Here is a 19,024-nt window from a genome sequence, read left to right on the forward strand (position 1 = left end):
CCCACGCCTACGCCCACGCCGACCCCGCCGCCGACGGGCAATTTCGATACCGCTGAGACGCGCCGCTCCGACGGGGTCAATTTCCATGGTGCGATCACCGCCTATCAGGCGGGGGCGACGGGGCAGAATATCCTCGCCGGCGTCATCGACGACGGGATCGATCAGGACAGCCCCGAATTCGCCGGCCGCATCTCGTCGCAATCGATCGACCTCGCCGGATCGCGCGGCATCAACGGCGAAGGGACGCACGGCACCAATGTCGCGCAGCTGTTGCTCGGCGGAAAGAATGACGTCGGCACCTTCGGCATCGCCTTCAACGCCAATCTGCTCGTGCTGCGCGCCGACCAGCCCGGCAGCTGCGCGACCGAGGATCCGTCGAACGACGAAAGCGGCTGCCGATTTCCCGAAACCGCGATCGCGGCGGGGCTCGACCGCGCGGTCGGCGCGGGCGCGCGCGTCGTCAACATCTCGCTCGGCGGCGAATCCCCGCCCGGAGCCACCTTGCGCGCCGCGGTCGCGCGCGCGACCGCGGCGGGGATCATCGTCATCGTCTCGGCGGGGAATGACGGCGACACGACCGCGAACGGCAATGACCCGAACAACCCCGATTTCTTCGCGCGCGGGCTGCGCGACGCGGGCGGCGGGCTCGTTGTCATTGCCGGATCGGTCAATGAAAATGGCGCGATTTCGGGGTTCAGCAACCGCGCGGGCGGCTATGCCGGCTCCTACCTCAGTGCGCTCGGCGAGGGCGTGTGCTGCGCCTATGAAAATGGCGTGCTCAAGACCGAGGGCAATTTCGTCTTCGTTTTGAACGGCACCAGCTTCGCGGCGCCGCAGGTCGCGGGCGCGGTCGCGCTGATCGCGCAGGCGTTTCCGAACCTGTCGAGCCAGCAGATCGTCTCGCTCCTCTATCAATCGGCGCGCGACGCGGGCGCCGCGGGCGACGATGCGGTCTATGGACAGGGCATCCTCGACATTGCGCGCGCTTTCCAGCCGATGGGCGCCACATCGCTCGCGGGCACCGCGACCGCGGTCGCGCTCGATGCGCCGCTGGGAATCCTCGGCGGCCCGATGGGCGATGCCGGCGGGGCGGGCACGACGGGCCTCGTCACCGATGGCTTCGGCCGCGCCTTCAACGTCGATTTCGGCGGTTCGCTGGCGTCGCGGCGCCCCGACTTCAAACTGTCGGGCGCGATCGGCGGGCTCGTCCGCCAGCAAAGCGCCGCCAGCCAATCGCTTGCGCTCTCGCTCGTCACCGCGCCCGGCACCGGCGGCACCGACGCGCTCGCGGGCCTTTCCTTCCACGATGCGCAGCGCGCGCGCACCCTCGCCGCCTCGGTGATGACGCGCCTCGACGGACGCACGCGGATCGGCTTTGCCGCTGGCCGCGGCACCGGCGGCTTGCTCGCGGGCGAGCGCGGCGAAAGCAGCCATGCGATGCTGATCGGCGACGCCGCGCACGAGGGCCTTGGCTTTGCCGCCAGCCCCGGAATCGGCACAATAATCCGGCATAATATCTTTAATAATCAATATGTTAATATCATACTGGAAAATGGCTGGGTGTCGGGCTCGCGCTGGCAGGACGACCCCCTGCTCCGCTACCGCTCGCGCCACGACAGCCGCTACCAGCGTGTCGGCGCCGCGTGGGACGCGCGCTTCGGCCCCGTCCGCACCGCGCTCGGCGCGAGCTGGCTGCGCGAATCGGACAGCCTCCTCGGCGCCCGCCTCGGCCCGATGTTCGGCGCGGGCGGCGCGACCAGCCTCGTCGGCGACGCCAGCCTCCTCCTCGATATGCGCGATGATTGGAAAGTTGCGGCCGCCTGGCGCCAGATGTGGACGCGCCCCGACAGCCAGGGCCTGATCGCGGGCGGCGCGCTCTGGTCGACCGCTTTCTCCTTCGACATCGCCAAGGCCAATCTGGTGCGCCCCGGGGACCGCGCCGCGCTCCGTTTCGCCCAGCCACTGCGCGTCGCGCGCGGCGGCATCGACCTGATGCTCCCCGTCGCGCACGATTATGCGAGCGGCCGCACCGACTTCGGCCGCCGCACCTACAACCTCGCGCCGACGGGCCGCGAGCTGGTCGTCGAAGCGAGCTATGCGTTGTCGCTGTTCGGCGGCGAACTCATTGCGAACACATGGTGGCGGCAGGATCCGGGCCATATCGCCGCGATGCCCGACGACCGGGGCGCGGCGCTCCGCTTTACGAGGGGCTTCTGATCGGCTTTAACGCTCCCCAAAGATCAGAACAGGGGTTGCCAGAATGAAGCCGATTCATATTCTTCCGCTCGCGCTCATCGGCGCGGCGCTCGCCTCGCCGCTCGCCGCGCAGGCGCCGACGCGCACCGTGATCCACGCCGGGCAATTGCTCGCCGAACCGGGCAAACCCGCGCGCGGCGCCTCGACGATCATCGTCGAGGGCGGCAAGATCGTGTCGATTGCCGACGGTTATCAGCCCGCCGACCCCGGCGCGACGCTGATCGACCTCAAGGACAAATATGTCCTCCCCGGCCTGATCGACAGCCATGTCCATTTGACGAGCGACGCCGGCGGCATCGCCGGTCAGCTCGAGGAGATCACGCTCAGCCCCGCGGCGCAGGCGTTCAACGCCGAGGCGAACGGGATGAAGACGCTGCGCGCGGGCTTCACCACGGTGCGCAACCTCGGCGACGGCGACGGCGCGACCCTCGCCCTCAGGGATGCGATCCTCGCGGGCAAGGTGCAGGGGCCGCGCATCGTCGACGCCGGCAACAGCATTTCGGGCAGCGCGGGCCATATGGACGGATCGCTCGGCTATCGCGACGAGCTCCGCCCCTTCTTCGCGGGCGCGGGCAACACCTGCAACGGCGCCGACGATTGCCGCCGCGCGGTGCGGCTGCAGATCGGGCGCGGCGCCGACGTGATCAAATTCGCCTCGACCGGCGGGGTCAACAGCCGCATCGGTGCGGGGCTCGGAAAGCAGATGTTCGACGACGAGGCGCAGGCGATCGTCGACACCGCGCATCTGTTCGGCAAGAAGGTCGCGGTCCACGCGCACGGCGCCGACGGCATCCGCCTCGCGATCGACGCGGGTGCCGATTCGATCGAGCATGGCACGATCCTCGACGAGGCGACGATCGCGGCGTGGGCGAAATCGAAGACTTATTATGTCCCGACGCTCTCGACCGTGAACGGCTACAAGGAACGCATCGCCGCCAACGCCAACGCCTATGAGCCCGACGTGCTCGCCAAGATCAAATGGCGCATCGAGATCACCGGCAAGAGCCTCCAGCAGCTCGTCCCGCGCGGCGTCCGCATCGCCTTCGGCACCGACGCCGGCGTGTCGAAGCACGGCCGCAACGGCGACGAGTTCGAACTGATGGTCCAGCATGGGATGAAGCCCGCCGAGGCGCTGAAGGCCGCAACGGTCAATGCCGCCGACCTGCTCGGGCTGTCGAACGAGATCGGCACGATTGCGCCGGGCAAGAGCGCCGACATCATCGCGGTGGCGAGCGACCCGGTCGCCGATGTGCGCGTGCTCAAGAAGGTCGATTTCGTGATGGCGCGCGGGACAGTGGTCGACTGAATCAGAGCGCGCCGCGCAGCGCCAGCCAGCGATCGCGCTTCGCCGCGAAGCCGATGGTATGCGCGGCGCTGCTCGACGGCAGGTCGACGATTGCGGTGCCTTCGAGCGGCGGCAGCTGCTTCCGTCCGATCGCCGCGGCCTTGCCGCCGTTGAAGGCGATCATGCAGAGGTCGGGCAGCTCGGCGATCAACGCCGCGAGGTCGTGCGCCTCGGCCTCGCGGATTTGGCTGTCGCTGCTCATATGCCGTTCGGCGCTGCGGATCACGTCCCACAACCCGACCTTCGCCTCGCGCAGGGCGACCAGCCTGTCGCCATAGGGCAGGTCCGCGAGCGGCTGGTCGATGACCTCGCCGAGCAGGCGCCAAAACTGGTTCGTCGGATGTGCATAATATTGCTGCTGGGCGAGCGAACGGACGCCCGGCAGGCTGCCGAGGATCAGCAATCGCGTGTCGGGCGCGATGTGAGGCGCAAAGCTGGCATGGCGAACTGCGGGCATGGGCGACCGATAGCCCGCCCCGGCAGGCGCAACAATATTGCCCGCCCCTTGACCGCGCCCTTGACCATGGGAGGAATCGGGTCTAGGGGCCCGCTCGACCGAAAAGGACGGTTTGCCGCCTTTTTCAGTTGCAACAGCGCTTGAACATTGCTGGCGCGGATGGAGCCTCCGGAAGATCGTAGCGATCCGCCGGGGTCTTTTGCTGTTATCAGGTCGGCCGTTTTTCGCCTTTTTTGGCGGGTTAGCGGCCGGAGCTTCATCCACCGCGGTACAGTAACCGTTCGCTTTGATGGGCGGACATTTAAAGGTGAAGCATTCATGCCCACGATCAACCAGCTGGTCCGCAAGGGCCGGACTCCCCAGAAGGTGAAGTCCAAGGTCCCGGCGATGGACGCAAACCCGCAAAAGCGCGGCGTTTGCACCCGTGTCTACACGACGACCCCGAAAAAGCCGAACTCGGCGCTCCGCAAGGTTGCGAAGGTCCGCCTGACCAACCAGCGCGAAGTCATCACCTACATCCCCGGCGAAGGCCACAACCTCCAGGAACACAGCGTTGTGCTGATCCGCGGCGGTCGTGTCCGCGATCTTCCCGGTGTGCGTTACCACGTCCTGCGCGGCGTGCTCGATACGCAGGGCGTGAAGGACCGCAAGCAGAGCCGTTCGAAGTACGGCGCGAAGCGTCCGAAGTAAGGACCGCTTTTTCGGCTATTTGATCATCCCTGGCTGCGCATGCGCCGGGATGCTGTTGTAAAAGGAATTACCTATGGCTCGTCGTCGTCGTCCTGAACGCCGCGAAATCCTGCCCGATCCCCGTTTCGGGGATGTCGTGCTGTCGAAATTCATGAACAGCGTCATGCTGGACGGGAAAAAGTCGGTCGCCGAAAGCATCGTCTACGGTGCGCTCGAATCGGTCGAAACCCGCGCCAAGAAGGAACCGCTCGGCGTGTTCCACGAAGCGCTGGCGAACATCCGCCCGAACATCGAAGTCCGCAGCCGCCGCGTCGGCGGTGCGACCTATCAGGTTCCGGTCGAAGTCCGTCCCGAACGTGCGCAGGCGCTCGCGATCCGCTGGCTGATCACCGCCGCGCGCAACCGCAGCGAAACCACGATGGCCGCGCGCCTGTCGGGCGAACTGCTCGACGCGTCGAACAACCGTGGCAACGCCGTGAAGAAGCGTGAAGACACGCATCGCATGGCCGAAGCGAACCGCGCCTTCAGCCACTACCGCTGGTAAGCGCTCGCGGGACGCTGCCGCGTCTCGCAATCGTAACAATCATTCCTATATCGGGGGCGGCTCCAAAGGCCGCCCCCCACATCCAAGGAAAAGACCATGGCACGCAGCCATCCGCTCGAAAATTATCGCAACTTTGGGATCATGGCGCACATCGACGCCGGCAAGACCACGACGACCGAGCGTATCCTTTACTACACCGGCAAGTCCTACAAGATCGGCGAAGTCCATGACGGCGCCGCGACGATGGACTGGATGGAGCAGGAACAGGAACGCGGCATCACGATCACGTCGGCTGCCACCACCTGCCTGTGGAAGGCCGAAGAAGGTCAGGGCCCCGAGCATCGCCTGAACATCATCGACACCCCCGGACACGTCGACTTCACGATCGAAGTCGAGCGTTCGCTGCGCGTGCTCGACGGCGCGATCACCGCGTTCGACGGCGTTGCCGGCGTTGAGCCGCAGTCGGAAACCGTGTGGCGCCAGGCCGACAAGTATCGCGTGCCGCGCATGTGCTTCATCAACAAGCTCGACCGCACCGGCGCCGATTTCTATTATTGCGTTCAGACGATCATCGATCGCCTCGGCGCGACCCCGGCCGTGCTCTATCTGCCGATCGGTTCGGAAGGCGGCTTCAAGGGCCTCGTCGACCTCGTCAACGAGCGTGCGATCATCTGGAAGGATGAAAGCCTCGGCGCCGAATTCTTCTATGAAGAAATCCCCGCCGACCTCGCCGACAAGGCGGCGGAATATCGCGAAAAGCTCGTCGAGCTCGCCGTCGAACAGGACGACGACGCGATGGAAGCCTATCTCGAAGGCACCGTTCCCGACGTCGCCACGCTCAAGAAGCTGATCCGCAAGGGCACGCTGGCACAGGCGTTCGTTCCCGTCCTCTGCGGCTCGGCGTTCAAGAACAAGGGTGTCCAGACGCTGCTCGACGCGGTTGTCGACTATCTGCCTTCGCCGCTCGACATCCCTGACGTTCAGGGCATCAACCCGTCGAACGACCAGCCCGACTCGCGCGAGACTTCGGACTCGGCGCCGCTGTCGCTGCTCGCGTTCAAGATCATGAACGACCCGTTCGTCGGCTCGCTCACCTTCGCCCGCATCTATTCGGGTACGCTCAACAAGGGCACGTACCTGAACTCGGTGAAGGACAAGAAGGAAAAGGTTGGCCGCATGCTGCTGATGCATGCGAACAGCCGCGAAGACATCGAAGAAGCCTATGCGGGCGACATCGTTGCGCTTGCCGGCCTCAAGGAAACCACCACCGGGGACACGCTCTGCGCGACCAACGCGCCGATCATCCTCGAGCGGATGGAATTCCCCGAGCCGGTCATCGAGCTGTCGGTGGAACCGAAGACCAAGGCCGACCAGGAACGTATGGGCATCGCGCTCAATCGCCTGGCTGCCGAGGATCCCTCGTTCCGCGTGTCGACCGACCATGAATCGGGTCAGACGATCATCAAGGGCATGGGCGAGCTTCACCTCGACATCCTCGTCGATCGCATGAAGCGCGAGTTCAAGGTCGAAGCGAACGTCGGCGCGCCGCAGGTGGCGTACCGCGAATCGCTCGCGAAGGCCGTCGACGTCGACTATACCCACAAGAAGCAGTCGGGCGGCTCGGGCCAGTTCGGCCGCGTCAAGGTCAGCGTCGCTCCCGGCGAACGCGGCGCGGGCATCACCTTCATCGACGAGATCAAGGGCGGTAACATTCCGCGCGAATATATCCCGTCGGTCGAAAAGGGCATGCGCGAGTCGGCCGAAAACGGTCACATGATCGGCTTCCCGATCATCGACTTCGAAATCAAGCTCACGGACGGCGCGTATCACGACGTCGACTCGTCGGCGCTTGCGTTCGAAATCGCGGGCCGTGCGGCGATGCGTGAAGTGGCGGCGAAGGCCGGCATCAAGCTGCTCGAGCCGGTGATGAAGGTCGAAGTCGTTACCCCTGAGGAATTCATGGGCGACGTGATCGGCGACCTTAACAGCCGTCGCGGACAGATCCAGGGCACCGACAGCCGGGGTATCGCCCAGGTCGTCGAGGCGATCGTTCCGCTGGCGAACATGTTCGGCTACGTCAATCAGCTGCGCAGCTTCAGCCAGGGTCGCGCAAGCTATTCGATGCAATTCTCGCATTACGAAGAAGTGCCGACCAACGTCGCCGAAGAAGTGAAGGCCAAGATGGCCTGATGGGTCAAAGCCGCGCGGGCTTGCACCGCGCGGCAAGACCCTCTAAGGGCGGCGCCTGATTCAGCAGGCTCGTCCAGGACTGATCAACGCAAACATTGAACAAGAAGGTTATACCATCATGGCCAAGGCTAAATTTGAGCGGACGAAGCCGCACTGCAACATCGGCACCATCGGTCACGTCGACCATGGCAAGACCTCGCTGACCGCAGCGATCACCAAGGTGCTCGCCGAAAACGTCGCGGGTAACGCCGCCGTCGACTTCGCGAACATCGACAAGGCTCCGGAAGAGCGCGAGCGCGGCATCACCATTTCGACCGCACACGTCGAATATGAAACCGACGGCCGCCACTATGCGCACGTCGACTGCCCGGGCCACGCCGACTATGTGAAGAACATGATCACCGGTGCTGCCCAGATGGACGGCGCGATCCTCGTTGTGTCGGCTGCTGACGGCCCGATGCCGCAGACGAAGGAGCACATCCTGCTCGCGAAGCAGGTCGGCGTTCCGACCATGGTCGTCTTCCTCAACAAGGTCGACCAGCTGGACGATCCCGAACTGCTCGAACTCGTTGAGCTCGAAATCCGCGAAGAACTGTCGAAGCGTGACTTCGACGGCGACAATATTCCGATCATCCCGGGTTCGGCTCTCGCCGCCCTCGAAGGTCGCGACGACGCCATCGGCAAGGACGCGATCCTGAAGCTGATGGCTGCCGTTGACGCGTGGATCCCGCAGCCGGAACGTCCGCTCGACAAGCCCTTCCTGATGCCGATCGAAGACGTGTTCTCGATCTCGGGTCGCGGCACCGTCGTCACCGGCCGTATCGAAACGGGCGTCGTCAAGGTTGGTGAAGAAGTCGAAATCGTCGGCATCAAGGACACCAAGAAGACCGTCGTCACCGGCGTCGAAATGTTCCGCAAGCTGCTCGACCAGGGCCAGGCTGGCGACAACGTCGGTGCGCTGATCCGCGGCGTCGGCCGTGAAGAAGTCGAGCGTGGCCAGGTTCTGGCGAAGCCCGGCTCGATCACGCCGCACACCGAGTTCACCTCGGAAGTGTACGTCCTGTCGAAGGACGAAGGCGGCCGTCACACGCCGTTCTTTGCGAACTATCGTCCGCAGTTCTACTTCCGCACCACCGACGTCACCGGCGAAGTCATTCTGCCCGCCGGCACCGAAATGGTCATGCCGGGCGACAACGTCCAGCTGTCGGTCAAGCTGATCGCTCCGATCGCCATGGACCCGGGTCTCCGCTTCGCAATTCGCGAAGGTGGCCGCACGGTCGGCGCAGGGGTTGTGGCCACGGTCACAAAGTAATATAGGGCCGCGAGCCGCGCGATTCGGAAGCGATTCGCGCGGCTCGTAGCTTAAAGAATTTTGATGGCCGATCCGGTTTCCCTGCGGAAATCGGAGCAGGCCATTTCGGCTCTTTCGCATCGTTAGACGGGATTCGACTGGAACAGTCATGGAAACGCAGAATATTCGCATTCGCCTGAAGGCCTTTGATCACCGCGTGCTCGATCAGGCCACCACCGACATTGCCGACACGGCACGTCGTACCGGAGCGCTTATTCGCGGCCCGATCCCGCTTCCGACGCGTATTGAAAAATTTACCGTGAACCGCGGCCCGCATGTCGACAAAAAGTCGCGCGAGCAGTTCGAGGTGCGTACCCACAAGCGGCTGCTCGACATCGTGCAGCCCACCCCGCAGACGGTCGACGCGCTGATGAAGCTCGACCTCGCCGCGGGCGTGAATGTTGAGATCAAGTTGGCCTAAGCCAACGCAGCCCCGGATCTGATCCGGGGTCTCTATCGGCAGGACACCTCGGTGACTGCATTGTCCGGCGCGATCCGGACCGACGATAGGGTGGATACCGCCGGTCGTTTCTTCGGAAACATCCAGACCGGGCTGCGTCCCCCGTCTCGCCGCTCTCCCACGGGAAGGCGGCACCTCAGCCCGGACGGGGCGATGCATCGAAATTTTGGGCTGGGAGGGTTCTCGTCGGGGTTCGCCTTGATGAGGTCCCACACGCCGTGCGGAATGGTCCGCCCGGCCTCTGTTGAGGAGTATGATCATGCGGACTGGCGTGATCGCGAAGAAAATGGGGATGACCCGCCTGTTTCAGGACGACGGCCGCCACGTGCCCGTCACCGTCCTGAGCCTCGAAGGCTGTCAGGTCATTTCTGTGCGCGAACAAGAACGTGACGGCTATGTGGCCGTTCAGCTCGGTGCCGGCTCGGCGAAGGCGAAGAATGTTGCGAAGCCGCAGCGTGGCGCTTTCGGCAAGGCCGAAGTCGAACCCAAGGCGAAGGTCGTCGAATTCCGCGTCGCTGACGACGCGACGCTCGACGTCGGCGCCGAACTGTCGGCCGACCATTTCGTCGCTGGCCAGATCGTCGACATCCAGGGCGTGACTCAGGGTAAGGGCTTTGCCGGTGCGATGAAGCGCTGGGGTTTCGGCGGTATGCGCGCAACCCACGGTGTTTCGATCAGCCACCGTGCGCATGGTTCGACCGGTAACCGCCAGGATCCGGGCCGCGTCTTCAAGAACAAGAAGATGGCCGGCCACATGGGCGCGCGCAACCGCACCCAGCAGAATCTCGAAATCGTCCGCACCGACGTCGAGCGCGGCCTTCTCTTCGTCAAGGGCTCGGTCCCTGGCTCGAAGGGCGGCTGGCTGATGGTCCGCGATGCGGTCAAGCTGCCGCGCCATCCCGAGGCCCCCTATCCTGCGGGCATCAAGAGCGCAGCGAATGCCAATCAAGAAGCCCCGGCTGATGCGCCTGTGGAAACCCCGGTTGAAGAAACCGTGGTCGACACTGCCACCACCGACGGCGCACAGGAGTCCTGATCATGAAGGTCAAGGTTCACACCATCGACGGCAAGGCCGGCGCGGACATCGATCTTAACGACGATGTGTTCGGCGTCGACCCGCGCGCCGACATCCTCCACCGTGTCGTCAGCTGGCAGCTCGAAAAGCGCCGTGGCCCGGCTCGCGCCGCCCGCGAACGCAGCGACGTGTCGCGCACCGGCAAGAAGTTCGGTCGTCAGAAGGGCGGCGGTACGGCTCGTCACGGCGATCGCGCAGCTCCGATCTTCATCGGCGGCGGCAAGGCGCATGGCCCGCGTGCCCGCACCTTCGGCCACTCGCTGAACAAGAAGATCCGCACGCTCGGCCTGAAAATGGCGCTGAGCGACAAGGCGAAGGGCGGCAAGATCCTCGTTCTCGACACGCTCGAGCTCAAGGATGCCAAGACCAAGGCGCTCGCCGGCCAGCTCGGCAAGCTCGAACTCGGCAATCGCGCACTCTTCATCGATGGTGATGCAGTGCACGAAAGCTTCGCCATGGCGTCGGCCAACCTCATCGGCATCGACTCGATGCCGGCGATGGGTGCCAACGTCTATGACATTTTGCGCGCCGATACGCTGGTTCTGACCCGCGCCGGCCTCGAAAAGCTGGAGGCACGCTTCAATGGCTAAGGCAAAAACAGTCGACGCGCGTCACTATGACGTGATTCTCGCTCCGGTGATCACTGAAAAGTCGACGCTGCTCAGCGAAAATGACGCAGTGGTGTTCAAGGTTGCGAACGACGCAACCAAGCCCGCGATCAAGGCCGCCGTCGAGGCGCTGTTCGATGTCAAGGTTCTCAGCGTCAACACGCTGATCACCAAGGGCAAGACCAAGCGCTGGAAGGGCAAGCCCTACACCCGCAGCGACGTGAAGAAGGCGATCGTTCGCCTGGCCGAAGGCCAGACGATCGACGTCACGACCGGCGTCTGATTGTAGGAAAAGGCAGAGAAAATGGCACTTAAATCCTATAATCCGACCAGCCCCGCGCAGCGCGGCCTGATCCTCGTCGACAAGTCGTCGCTGTGGAAGGGCAAGCCCGTCAAGGCGCTGACCGAAGGCAAGAACAAGACTGGTGGCCGCAACAACAAGGGTCATGTGACCTCGCGCGGTATCGCCGGTGGCCACAAGCAGAAGTACCGCTTCATCGACTTCAAGCGTCGCAAGTGGGACATGCCGGCTACCGTCGAGCGTCTGGAATATGACCCCAACCGCACGGCGTTCATCGCACTCGTCAAGTATGAAGACGGTGAGCAGACCTACATCCTGGCGCCGCAGCGTCTGGCCGTTGGCGACACCGTCGTTGCTGGCAAGAAGACCGACGTGAAGCCGGGCAATGCGATGGAATTGTCGCAGATGCCCGTCGGCACGATCGTCCATAACATCGAGATGAAGCCGGGCAAGGGTGGCCAGATCGCCCGTTCGGCTGGCACCTATGCACAGGTCGTCGGTCGTGACCGCGGTCTCGTCATCGTGCGTCTCGGTTCGGGCGAGCAGCGTTACATTCGCGGCGAGTGCATGGGCACGGTCGGTGCGGTGTCGAACCCCGACAACCAGAACACCAACCTCGGCAAGGCCGGCCGCGGTCGCTGGCTCGGCAAGCGCCCGCTGACGCGCGGTGTTGCAAAGAACCCGGTCGATCACCCGCATGGCGGCGGCGAAGGCCGTACCTCGGGCGGCCGTCACCCGGTTACCCCGTGGGGCAAGCCGACGAAGGGTGCGCGTACGCGCCACAACAAGTCGACCGACAAGATGATCATCCGGTCGCGTCACGCGAAGAAGAAGAGGTAAGCCATGGCTCGCTCGGTCTGGAAGGGTCCTTTCGTGGACCTCCATCTGCTCAAGAAAGCCGAAACGGCCCAGGACGGCGGCAGCAATGCCCCGATCAAGACCTGGTCGCGTCGGTCCACCATCCTGCCGCAGTTCGTGGGGCTGACCTTCAACGTCTACAACGGCCGCAAGTTCGTGCCGGTGTCGGTCAACGAAGACATGGTCGGCATGAAGCTGGGTGAATTTGCGCCGACGCGCTTCTTCCCCGGTCACGCTGCCGACAAGAAGGGCAAACGCTAATGGGCAAGGAAAAGTCCCCCCGCCGCGTTGCGGATAACGAGGCACTCTCGGTCGGCACGCAGATTCGCGGTTCGGCGCAGAAGCTGAACCTCGTTGCCGCGCTGATCCGCGGCCGCAAGGTCGAAGACGCGATGAACATCCTCACCTTCTCGAAGAAGGCGATGGCTGTCGACGTGCGCAAGGTTCTCGCCAGCGCCGTCGCCAACGCGGAAAACAACCACAACCTCGACGTTGATGCGCTCGTCATCAAGGAAGCGAGCGTGGGCAAGTCGATCTCGATGAAGCGCTGGCACGCACGTGGCCGCGGCAAGTCGACCCGGATCGTCAAGCCGTTCAGCCGCATCCGCATTGTCGTGCGCGAACAGGAAGAAGAGGCGTAAGATGGGCCAGAAGAGCAATCCGATCGGCCTGCGCCTGCAGGTCAACCGCACCTGGGACAGCCGCTGGTTCGCCGAAGGCCAGGATTATGGCCGCATGCTGGTCGAGGATCTGAAGATCCGCCAGTATGTGTTCAAGAACCTGCCGCAGGCCGCGATCTCGAAGGTCGTGATCGAACGTCCGGCGAAGCTGTGCCGCGTCTCGATCTATGCCGCCCGTCCGGGCGTCATCATCGGCAAGAAGGGCGCGGACATCGAAAAGCTGCGCAAGAAGCTCGGTGAACTGACGGGCAGCGACGTGTCGCTGAACATCGTCGAAATCCGCAAGCCCGAAGTCGACGCCAAGCTCGTCGGCCAGGGCATTGCCGATCAGCTCGAACGCCGCGTCGCGTTCCGTCGCGCCATGAAGCGTGCGGTTCAGTCGGCGATGCGTCTGGGCGCCGAAGGCATCCGCATCAACTGCGCCGGCCGTCTCGGCGGCGCGGAAATCGCACGTACCGAATGGTACCGCGAAGGCCGGGTGCCGCTTCACACGCTGCGCGCCAACGTCGACTACGCCGAATCGACCGCGCACACCGCCTATGGCGTGTGCGGGATCAAGGTGTGGATCTTCAAGGGCGAGATTCTCGGCCACGACCCGATGGCGACCGACCGTCTGATGCTCGATGCACAGACGACCGGCGTCCGTCCGGCTCGTGAAGATCGCCGCTAAGGACTGCTGACATGCTGCAACCGAAAAAAACCAAGTTCCGCAAGGCTTTCAAGGGCCGCATCCATGGCAATGCCAAGGGCGGAACCAGCCTGAACTTCGGCTCCTACGGGCTGAAGGCGATGGAACCCGAGCGCATCACCGCACGCCAGATCGAAGCGGCTCGCCGTGCGATCAGCCGCGCGATCAAGCGTCAGGGCCGTTTGTGGATCCGCATTTTCCCCGACGTCCCCGTGTCGTCGAAGCCTGCCGAAGTCCGTATGGGTAAGGGCAAGGGTTCGCCGGAATTCTGGGCCGCGCGCGTGAAGCCGGGTCGCATCCTGTTCGAACTCGACGGCGTTCCCGGCCCCGTGGCCGCGCTGGCGTTCGAACGCGCCGCGATGAAGCTGCCGATCAAGACGAAGGTGATCGCCCGTCTCGGCGACACCTCGCACCTGGAGGGCTAAGGACATGGCCAAGACCGAAGATTTCAAGGCCAAGACCGACGACCAGCTCGCCGAACAGCTTGGCGAACTGAAGCGCGAGGCGTTCAACCTCCGCTTCCAGGCGGCCACCGGCCAGCTTGAAAAAGCATCGCGCGTCAAGGAAGTGCGGCGCTCGATCGCCCGCATCAAGACGCAGCAGACCGAGCGCACGCGCTCGGCCGCGAAGTAAGGAGACTATCGATGCCGAAGCGCATTCTGACCGGTACGGTGGTGTCCGACAAGGGCGACAAGACCGTCGTGGTGAAGGTCGAACGGAAGGTGAAGCACCCTCTGTACGGCAAGATCATCCGCCGCTCGAAAAAGTATCACGCCCACGATGAGGACAACGCCATCAAGGCCGGCGAAACCGTCCGTATCGAGGAAACGAAGCCGATTTCGAAGCTGAAGACGTGGAAGGTGCTCGACAAGGTCGACACCCACAGCAAGCCCAAGAGCGCTACCGCTCCGGCTGCTGACGCCTGAAGCTGAGTTTCACGGAACCGCCGGGGCATCCCGGTAGGCCAAAAAAGAAGGAAATGCATCGATGATTCAGATGCAGTCACAATTGGAAGTCGCTGACAACAGCGGTGCCAAGCGCGTCCAGTGCATCAAGGTGCTGGGCGGGTCGAAGCGTCGTACCGCCGGCGTGGGCGACGTGATCGTCGTGTCGATCAAGGAAGCTCAGCCCCGCGGCAAGGTGAAGAAGGGTGACGTGCATCGCGCCGTTATCGTTCGCACCGCCAAGGACGTGCGCCGCGCCGATGGCTCGGTCATCCGTTTCGACAGCAACGCCGCCGTGCTCGTCAACAAGAACGAGGAGCCGATCGGCACCCGTATCTTCGGCCCCGTCGTCCGCGAACTGCGCGGCCGTGGCTATATGAAGATCATCAGCCTGGCGCCGGAGGTGCTCTGACCATGGCGAACAAGATCAAGAAGGGCGACACGGTTGTCATCCTGTCCGGCAAGGACAAGGGCAAGACCGGCGAAGTGACGCAGAGCCTGCCGAAAGACGGCAAGGTCGTCGTCGCTGGCGTCAATGTCATCACGCGCCACCGCAAGCCGAGCCAGACCAACCCGCAGGGCGGCCTGGAACGCAAGGAAGCGCCGCTGTACGCGAGCAAGGTCGCGATTGCCGATCCCAAGACCGGCAAGCCGACGCGCGTTCGTTTTGAAACCAAGGACGGCAAGAAGGTCCGCGTGGCCGTGAAGTCCGGGGAGACGCTCAATGGCTGACAATTACACCCCGCGCATGCGCAAGCGCTATGACGATGTGATCGTCAAGGCGATGACCGAAAAGTTCGGTTACAAGAATGCGATGGAAGTGCCGAAGATCGAAAAGATCACGCTCAACATGGGCGTCGGCGAAGCCACGCAGGACAAGAAGAAGGTCGAATCGGCAGCTGCCGAGATGGAACTCATCGCCGGCCAGAAGCCTGTCGTGACCAAGGCGAAGAAGTCGATCGCACAGTTCAAGCTGCGCGAAGGCATGCCGATCGGCTGCAAGGTGACCCTGCGCCGCGAACGCATGTATGAATTCCTCGATCGCCTGATCACGATCGCAATGCCGCGCATCCGCGACTTCCGCGGCGTGTCGGCGACGAGCTTCGACGGCCGTGGCAACTATGCCATGGGCCTGAAAGAGCAGATCATCTTCCCCGAGATCAACTATGACCGCATCGACCAGGTGCGCGGCATGGACGTGATCGTCACCACCACCGCCCGTACGGACGATGAAGCCCGCGAACTGCTCAAGCTGTTCGGCTTCCCCTTCCCGATCGAAGCGCAGGAAAAGGAAGCCGCCTGATCCCTTCGGGACCAGGCAGGCTCTTTCAAGAAGGAAAGAGAACTTAAGTCATGGCGAAACTGAGTTCGGTAAACAAGAACGAGCGTCGCAAGCAGCTGGTGAAGAAATACGCCGGCCGTTACGCGAAGCTGAAGGCGATTGCAGCGGACAGCTCGCTCGACGATGGCGAGCGTCTGATCGCGCGCCTCAAGATGGCGGAAATCCCGCGCAATGGTAACCCGACCCGCATCCGTAACCGGTGCGAGCTGACGGGCCGCCCGCGCGCTTATTATCGCAAATTCCGGCTGTGCCGTATCCAGCTCCGCGATCTGGCCAACAAGGGCCTGATCCCCGGTGTTGTGAAGTCGAGCTGGTAAGGGACTGACAAGATGGCAATGACCGATCCCCTGGGTGATATGCTCACCCGCATCCGCAACGGCCAGACGGCGAAGAAGGACAGCGTCCTGACGCCGGCTTCGACCCTGCGCGTCCGTGTTCTCGATGTTCTCCAGCGCGAAGGCTATATCCGCGGCTACAGCGAAGAAGCGCTGGGTGCCAAGGGCCAGCACAAGGGCATCCGCATCGAACTGAAATATTTCGAAGGGCAGCCGGCGATCCGCCATGTGGCGCGCGTTTCGAAGCCGGGTCGCCGCGTCTATTCGGGTTCGAAAGAACTTCCGATCATTCGCAACGGCCTGGGCATCACCATCGTGTCGACCCCGCGCGGCGTTCTCTCGGACGCCGAAGCACGCGAACATAATGTCGGCGGCGAAGTGCTGGCGGAGGTGTTCTGATGTCGCGCATTGGTAAAAAGGCAGTGGCAATCCCGGGCGGCGTTACCGCCGCGATCGACGGCGGCCAGCTGTCGGTCAAGGGCCCGAAGGGCACGCTCGCGATGCCGCTTTCCGACCTCATCAACTATGAAGTCGCCGAAGGCAGCATCTCGGTCCAGCCCGCGAACGCGACCCGCGAAGCTCGCGCTTTCTGGGGCATGCAGCGCACGCTGGTGCAGAACCTGATCACGGGTGTGACCGAAGGCTTCACCAAGGTCCTCGAGATCACCGGTGTCGGCTATCGCGCCAACTCGCAGGGCAAGACTCTGAAGCTGCAGCTCGGCTACAGCCACGATGTCGATTTCGCGGTGCCCGAAGGCATCGAGATCAAGACGCCGGACAACACGACGATCGAGATCAGCGGCATCGACAAGCAGCAGGTCGGCCAGGTCGCGGCGGAAATCCGCCGTTGGCGTAAGCCCGAACCCTATAAGGGCAAGGGCATCAAATATCGCGGCGAGTACATCTTCCGCAAAGAAGGCAAGAAGAAGTAAGCCATGGCACATCTTACCCCTTTCCAAAAACGCCGTCAGCGCGTCCGTACCGCCCTCCGTCAGCGCGCGGGTGGCCGCGCTCGCCTGTCGGTGCACCGTTCGGGCCGCCACATCTATGCACAGCTCATCGATGACGCTGCCGGGCAGACGCTCGCTTCGGCCTCGACGCTGGACAAGGATGTCCGCGGCAAGACCGGCGCGACCACTGCGGCGGCTGCCGACGTTGGCAAGCGCCTCGCCGCTGCCGCGAAAAAGGCGGGCGTGACGCAGGTCGTGTTCGACCGCGGCGGTTTCCTGTTCCACGGGCGCATCAAGGCGCTGGCCGACGCGGCTCGCGAAGGCGGATTGGAGTTCTAATCATGGCAGACGAAGTACAGAACGTCGAAGGCGCTCCCGAAGCAGCCCCCACCGATGGCCAGGCTCCGCGCCGCGGCCGTGGCGGCGGCCGCGATGGTGGCCGTGGCGGTCGTGACGGTGGCCGTGGCCGCCGCGACGATCGTCGCCCGCGCGACGAAGAGGGTGGCGAAGAGCTGATCGAAAAGCTCGTCCACATCAACCGCGTCTCGAAGACCGTGAAGGGCGGCAAGCGCTTCGGTTTCGCCGCGCTCGTTGTCGTCGGCGACGGCAAGGGCCGCGCCGGTTTCGGTCATGGCAAGGCGCGCGAAGTGCCCGAAGCCATTTCGAAGGCGACCGCTGCCGCGAAGAAGGCGATGATTCGCGTTCCGCTGCGCGATGGCCGCACGCTGCACCACGATGGCCGTGGCCATTTCGGTGCCGGCAATGTGACGCTGCGTTCGGCACCCGCCGGTACGGGTATCATCGCCGGTGGCCCGATGCGCGCCGTGTTCGAATCGCTGGGCGTGGCCGATGTGGTGACCAAGTCGGTCGGCACCTCGAACCCCTACAACATGATCCGTGCGACCTTCGAAGCGCTCGGCGAGCAGACCAGCCCGAAGTCGGTCGCGCAGCGCCGCGGCAAGAAGGTTTCGGACCTGATCAAGCGTGGCGGTGCATCCGACCGCGCAGCCGAGGCGGAAGCCGCGGCGGTGACGGAGTAAGACGATGGCTGACAAGAAGATCAAGATCCGCCAGATCGGTTCGCCGATCCGTCGTCCCAAGAGCCAGCGTGCGATCCTGACCGGCCTCGGCCTGGGCAAGATGCACCGCGAGGTCGAACTGGTCGACACCCCGGAAGTGCGCGGCATGATCCGCAAGCTGCCGCACATGGTCGAAGTCGTCGAGGGCTGAGCCCCTCGCGACCCGACCTTTATCTATCAGCGCGATAAAAGCGAAAGCGAGTGCAATGACTATCAAGCTTAACGAACTTCGTGATAACAATGGCGCCCGCAAGGGCCGCATGCGCGTCGGACGCGGCATCGGTTCGGGCAAGGGCAAGACCGCCGGCCGCGGCCAGAAGGGCCAGAAGGCCCGTAGCGGCGTCGCGATCAACGGCTTCGAGGGCGGCCAGATGCCGCTCCACATGCGCATTCCGAAGCGCGGCTTCAACAACATCTTCGCGAAGGACTTTGCGATCGTGAACCTCGGTCAGGTGCAGAAGCTGATCGACGAGAAGAAGCTCGACGCCAAGGCTGTGGTCGATCACGCCGCGCTCAAGGCCGCCGGCGTTGCCCGCGGCGGCAAGGACGGCGTCCGCCTCCTCGCCAAGGGTGAACTCACCGCGAAGCTGAACTTCGCCGTTGCCGGCGCGTCGAAGGGCGCGATCGAAGCGGTCGAAAAGGCTGGCGGCAAGGTCGAACTGCCCGAACCCAAGGCCGAAGGCGAAGGCAAGAAGGCCCAGCGCCGCGCCAAAGCCAAGGCGGAATAATTATTGGCAAGGGCGGCTCCTCAGGAGCCGCCCTTTGTCATTTGACCAACCTATTTCCCGTTCGTGTCGAGCCCTTCGGCTGCCTTGCAGGCGCTCAGGATAAACCAGGCTCGAGACATCCCTCGGGACAGCGCAAGTTCGAG

The 19,024-nt window shown here is 64.0% G+C and carries 28 protein-coding genes; 27 read left to right on the forward strand and 1 reads right to left on the reverse strand.

Annotated elements, in window-relative coordinates; translation table 11 throughout:
* Window positions 1-2,217, forward strand: a 2,217-nt coding sequence (locus tag FG91_RS13120) for a S8 family peptidase (protein WP_052187577.1), incomplete at its 5' end; no start/stop codon positions are given.
* Window positions 2,218-2,260: 43 nt separating this feature from the next.
* Window positions 2,261-3,562 (forward strand): metal-dependent hydrolase family protein, encoded by a 1,302-nt coding sequence (locus FG91_RS13125; protein WP_037515636.1) that lies wholly within the window; start codon window positions 2,261-2,263, stop codon window positions 3,560-3,562.
* A gap of 1 nt (window position 3,563) precedes the next feature.
* Here FG91_RS13125 and FG91_RS13130 read toward each other — a convergent pair whose 3' ends face one another.
* Window positions 3,564-4,058 carry a DNA-deoxyinosine glycosylase gene (locus FG91_RS13130; protein ID WP_052187578.1) on the reverse strand — a complete coding sequence of 165 codons (495 nt, stop codon included), beginning with the start codon at window positions 4,056-4,058 and terminating at the stop codon, window positions 3,564-3,566.
* Window positions 4,059-4,376: 318 nt separating this feature from the next.
* Between FG91_RS13130 and rpsL the strand changes: the two genes are divergently transcribed.
* The 25 genes from rpsL to rplO all read left to right on the forward strand — a co-directional run bounded on the left by rpsL (window position 4,377) and on the right by rplO (window position 18,881).
* Window positions 4,377-4,748, forward strand: coding sequence for a 30S ribosomal protein S12 (rpsL, locus tag FG91_RS13135; protein ID WP_037515637.1), 372 nt, complete (start codon window positions 4,377-4,379; stop codon window positions 4,746-4,748).
* Window positions 4,749-4,821: 73 nt separating this feature from the next.
* Window positions 4,822-5,292 (forward strand): 30S ribosomal protein S7, encoded by a 471-nt coding sequence (rpsG, locus tag FG91_RS13140; protein ID WP_037515638.1) that lies wholly within the window; start codon window positions 4,822-4,824, stop codon window positions 5,290-5,292.
* A gap of 96 nt (window positions 5,293-5,388) precedes the next feature.
* Window positions 5,389-7,482: an elongation factor G gene (gene fusA, locus FG91_RS13145; RefSeq protein ID WP_037515639.1), complete on the forward strand. Its 2,094-nt coding sequence runs from the start codon at window positions 5,389-5,391 to the stop codon at window positions 7,480-7,482.
* 118 nt (window positions 7,483-7,600) lie between these two features.
* Window positions 7,601-8,794, forward strand: a complete 1,194-nt coding sequence (gene tuf / locus FG91_RS13150; protein ID WP_037515641.1) for an elongation factor Tu — start codon at window positions 7,601-7,603, stop codon at window positions 8,792-8,794.
* Between the two features lie 148 nt (window positions 8,795-8,942).
* The gene (gene rpsJ / locus FG91_RS13155; RefSeq protein WP_003042199.1) at window positions 8,943-9,254 is read left to right on the forward strand and encodes a 30S ribosomal protein S10; all 312 of its coding nucleotides are present in this window, start codon (window positions 8,943-8,945) and stop codon (window positions 9,252-9,254) included.
* A gap of 298 nt (window positions 9,255-9,552) precedes the next feature.
* On the forward strand, window positions 9,553-10,329 hold the full coding sequence (rplC, locus tag FG91_RS13160) for a 50S ribosomal protein L3 (RefSeq protein ID WP_037515835.1): 777 nt from the start codon (window positions 9,553-9,555) through the stop codon (window positions 10,327-10,329).
* Window positions 10,330-10,331: 2 nt separating this feature from the next.
* A complete protein-coding gene (rplD, locus tag FG91_RS13165; protein WP_037515642.1) occupies window positions 10,332-10,958 on the forward strand; it encodes a 50S ribosomal protein L4 in 627 nt (208 codons plus the stop codon).
* Window positions 10,951-11,259 carry a 50S ribosomal protein L23 gene (locus FG91_RS13170; protein ID WP_037515644.1) on the forward strand — a complete coding sequence of 103 codons (309 nt, stop codon included), beginning with the start codon at window positions 10,951-10,953 and terminating at the stop codon, window positions 11,257-11,259. The genes rplD and FG91_RS13170 overlap by 8 nt, the downstream gene beginning before the upstream one ends.
* 21 nt (window positions 11,260-11,280) lie before the next feature.
* Window positions 11,281-12,117 (forward strand): 50S ribosomal protein L2, encoded by an 837-nt coding sequence (gene rplB, locus FG91_RS13175; RefSeq protein ID WP_037515646.1) that lies wholly within the window; start codon window positions 11,281-11,283, stop codon window positions 12,115-12,117.
* Window positions 12,118-12,120: 3 nt separating this feature from the next.
* A complete protein-coding gene (rpsS, locus tag FG91_RS13180; protein ID WP_037515648.1) occupies window positions 12,121-12,396 on the forward strand; it encodes a 30S ribosomal protein S19 in 276 nt (91 codons plus the stop codon).
* Complete coding sequence (gene rplV / locus FG91_RS13185) at window positions 12,396-12,776, forward strand: 50S ribosomal protein L22 (RefSeq protein WP_037515650.1); 381 nt, start codon at window positions 12,396-12,398, stop codon at window positions 12,774-12,776. The genes rpsS and rplV overlap by 1 nt, the downstream gene beginning before the upstream one ends.
* Window position 12,777: 1 nt before the next feature.
* Complete coding sequence (gene rpsC, locus FG91_RS13190; RefSeq protein ID WP_037515652.1) at window positions 12,778-13,485, forward strand: 30S ribosomal protein S3; 708 nt, start codon at window positions 12,778-12,780, stop codon at window positions 13,483-13,485.
* 11 nt (window positions 13,486-13,496) lie between these two features.
* Complete coding sequence (rplP, locus tag FG91_RS13195) at window positions 13,497-13,928, forward strand: 50S ribosomal protein L16 (RefSeq protein ID WP_037515653.1); 432 nt, start codon at window positions 13,497-13,499, stop codon at window positions 13,926-13,928.
* A 4-nt stretch (window positions 13,929-13,932) separates the two neighbouring features.
* Window positions 13,933-14,136: a 50S ribosomal protein L29 gene (rpmC, locus tag FG91_RS13200; RefSeq protein WP_037515654.1), complete on the forward strand. Its 204-nt coding sequence runs from the start codon at window positions 13,933-13,935 to the stop codon at window positions 14,134-14,136.
* Between the two features lie 11 nt (window positions 14,137-14,147).
* A complete protein-coding gene (rpsQ, locus tag FG91_RS13205; protein ID WP_037515656.1) occupies window positions 14,148-14,429 on the forward strand; it encodes a 30S ribosomal protein S17 in 282 nt (93 codons plus the stop codon).
* Window positions 14,430-14,490: 61 nt separating this feature from the next.
* On the forward strand, window positions 14,491-14,859 hold the full coding sequence (rplN, locus tag FG91_RS13210) for a 50S ribosomal protein L14 (RefSeq protein WP_011543078.1): 369 nt from the start codon (window positions 14,491-14,493) through the stop codon (window positions 14,857-14,859).
* 2 nt (window positions 14,860-14,861) lie between these two features.
* The gene (rplX, locus tag FG91_RS13215) at window positions 14,862-15,179 is read left to right on the forward strand and encodes a 50S ribosomal protein L24 (RefSeq protein ID WP_037515657.1); all 318 of its coding nucleotides are present in this window, start codon (window positions 14,862-14,864) and stop codon (window positions 15,177-15,179) included.
* Entirely contained in the window at window positions 15,172-15,750 is a 579-nt protein-coding gene (gene rplE, locus FG91_RS13220) for a 50S ribosomal protein L5 (protein ID WP_037515658.1), read from the forward strand. Before rplX ends, rplE begins: the two co-directional genes overlap by 8 nt.
* Window positions 15,751-15,800: 50 nt before the next feature.
* Window positions 15,801-16,106: a 30S ribosomal protein S14 gene (rpsN, locus tag FG91_RS13225; RefSeq protein ID WP_037515659.1), complete on the forward strand. Its 306-nt coding sequence runs from the start codon at window positions 15,801-15,803 to the stop codon at window positions 16,104-16,106.
* 12 nt (window positions 16,107-16,118) lie between these two features.
* The gene (gene rpsH / locus FG91_RS13230; RefSeq protein WP_037515661.1) at window positions 16,119-16,523 is read left to right on the forward strand and encodes a 30S ribosomal protein S8; all 405 of its coding nucleotides are present in this window, start codon (window positions 16,119-16,121) and stop codon (window positions 16,521-16,523) included.
* Window positions 16,523-17,056: a 50S ribosomal protein L6 gene (gene rplF, locus FG91_RS13235; RefSeq protein ID WP_037515662.1), complete on the forward strand. Its 534-nt coding sequence runs from the start codon at window positions 16,523-16,525 to the stop codon at window positions 17,054-17,056. The genes rpsH and rplF overlap by 1 nt, the downstream gene beginning before the upstream one ends.
* Window positions 17,057-17,059: 3 nt before the next feature.
* The gene (rplR, locus tag FG91_RS13240) at window positions 17,060-17,413 is read left to right on the forward strand and encodes a 50S ribosomal protein L18 (RefSeq protein ID WP_037515664.1); all 354 of its coding nucleotides are present in this window, start codon (window positions 17,060-17,062) and stop codon (window positions 17,411-17,413) included.
* A gap of 2 nt (window positions 17,414-17,415) precedes the next feature.
* A complete protein-coding gene (gene rpsE, locus FG91_RS13245) occupies window positions 17,416-18,114 on the forward strand; it encodes a 30S ribosomal protein S5 (protein WP_037515665.1) in 699 nt (232 codons plus the stop codon).
* Window positions 18,115-18,118: 4 nt separating this feature from the next.
* Window positions 18,119-18,304: a 50S ribosomal protein L30 gene (rpmD, locus tag FG91_RS13250; protein WP_037515666.1), complete on the forward strand. Its 186-nt coding sequence runs from the start codon at window positions 18,119-18,121 to the stop codon at window positions 18,302-18,304.
* 55 nt (window positions 18,305-18,359) lie between these two features.
* Window positions 18,360-18,881 carry a 50S ribosomal protein L15 gene (gene rplO / locus FG91_RS13255; RefSeq protein ID WP_037515667.1) on the forward strand — a complete coding sequence of 174 codons (522 nt, stop codon included), beginning with the start codon at window positions 18,360-18,362 and terminating at the stop codon, window positions 18,879-18,881.
* Window positions 18,882-19,024 lie beyond the last annotated feature (143 nt).

This window comes from Sphingopyxis sp. LC81 (genome assembly GCF_000756375.1).
Taxonomy (GTDB): Bacteria; Pseudomonadota; Alphaproteobacteria; order Sphingomonadales; family Sphingomonadaceae; genus Sphingopyxis.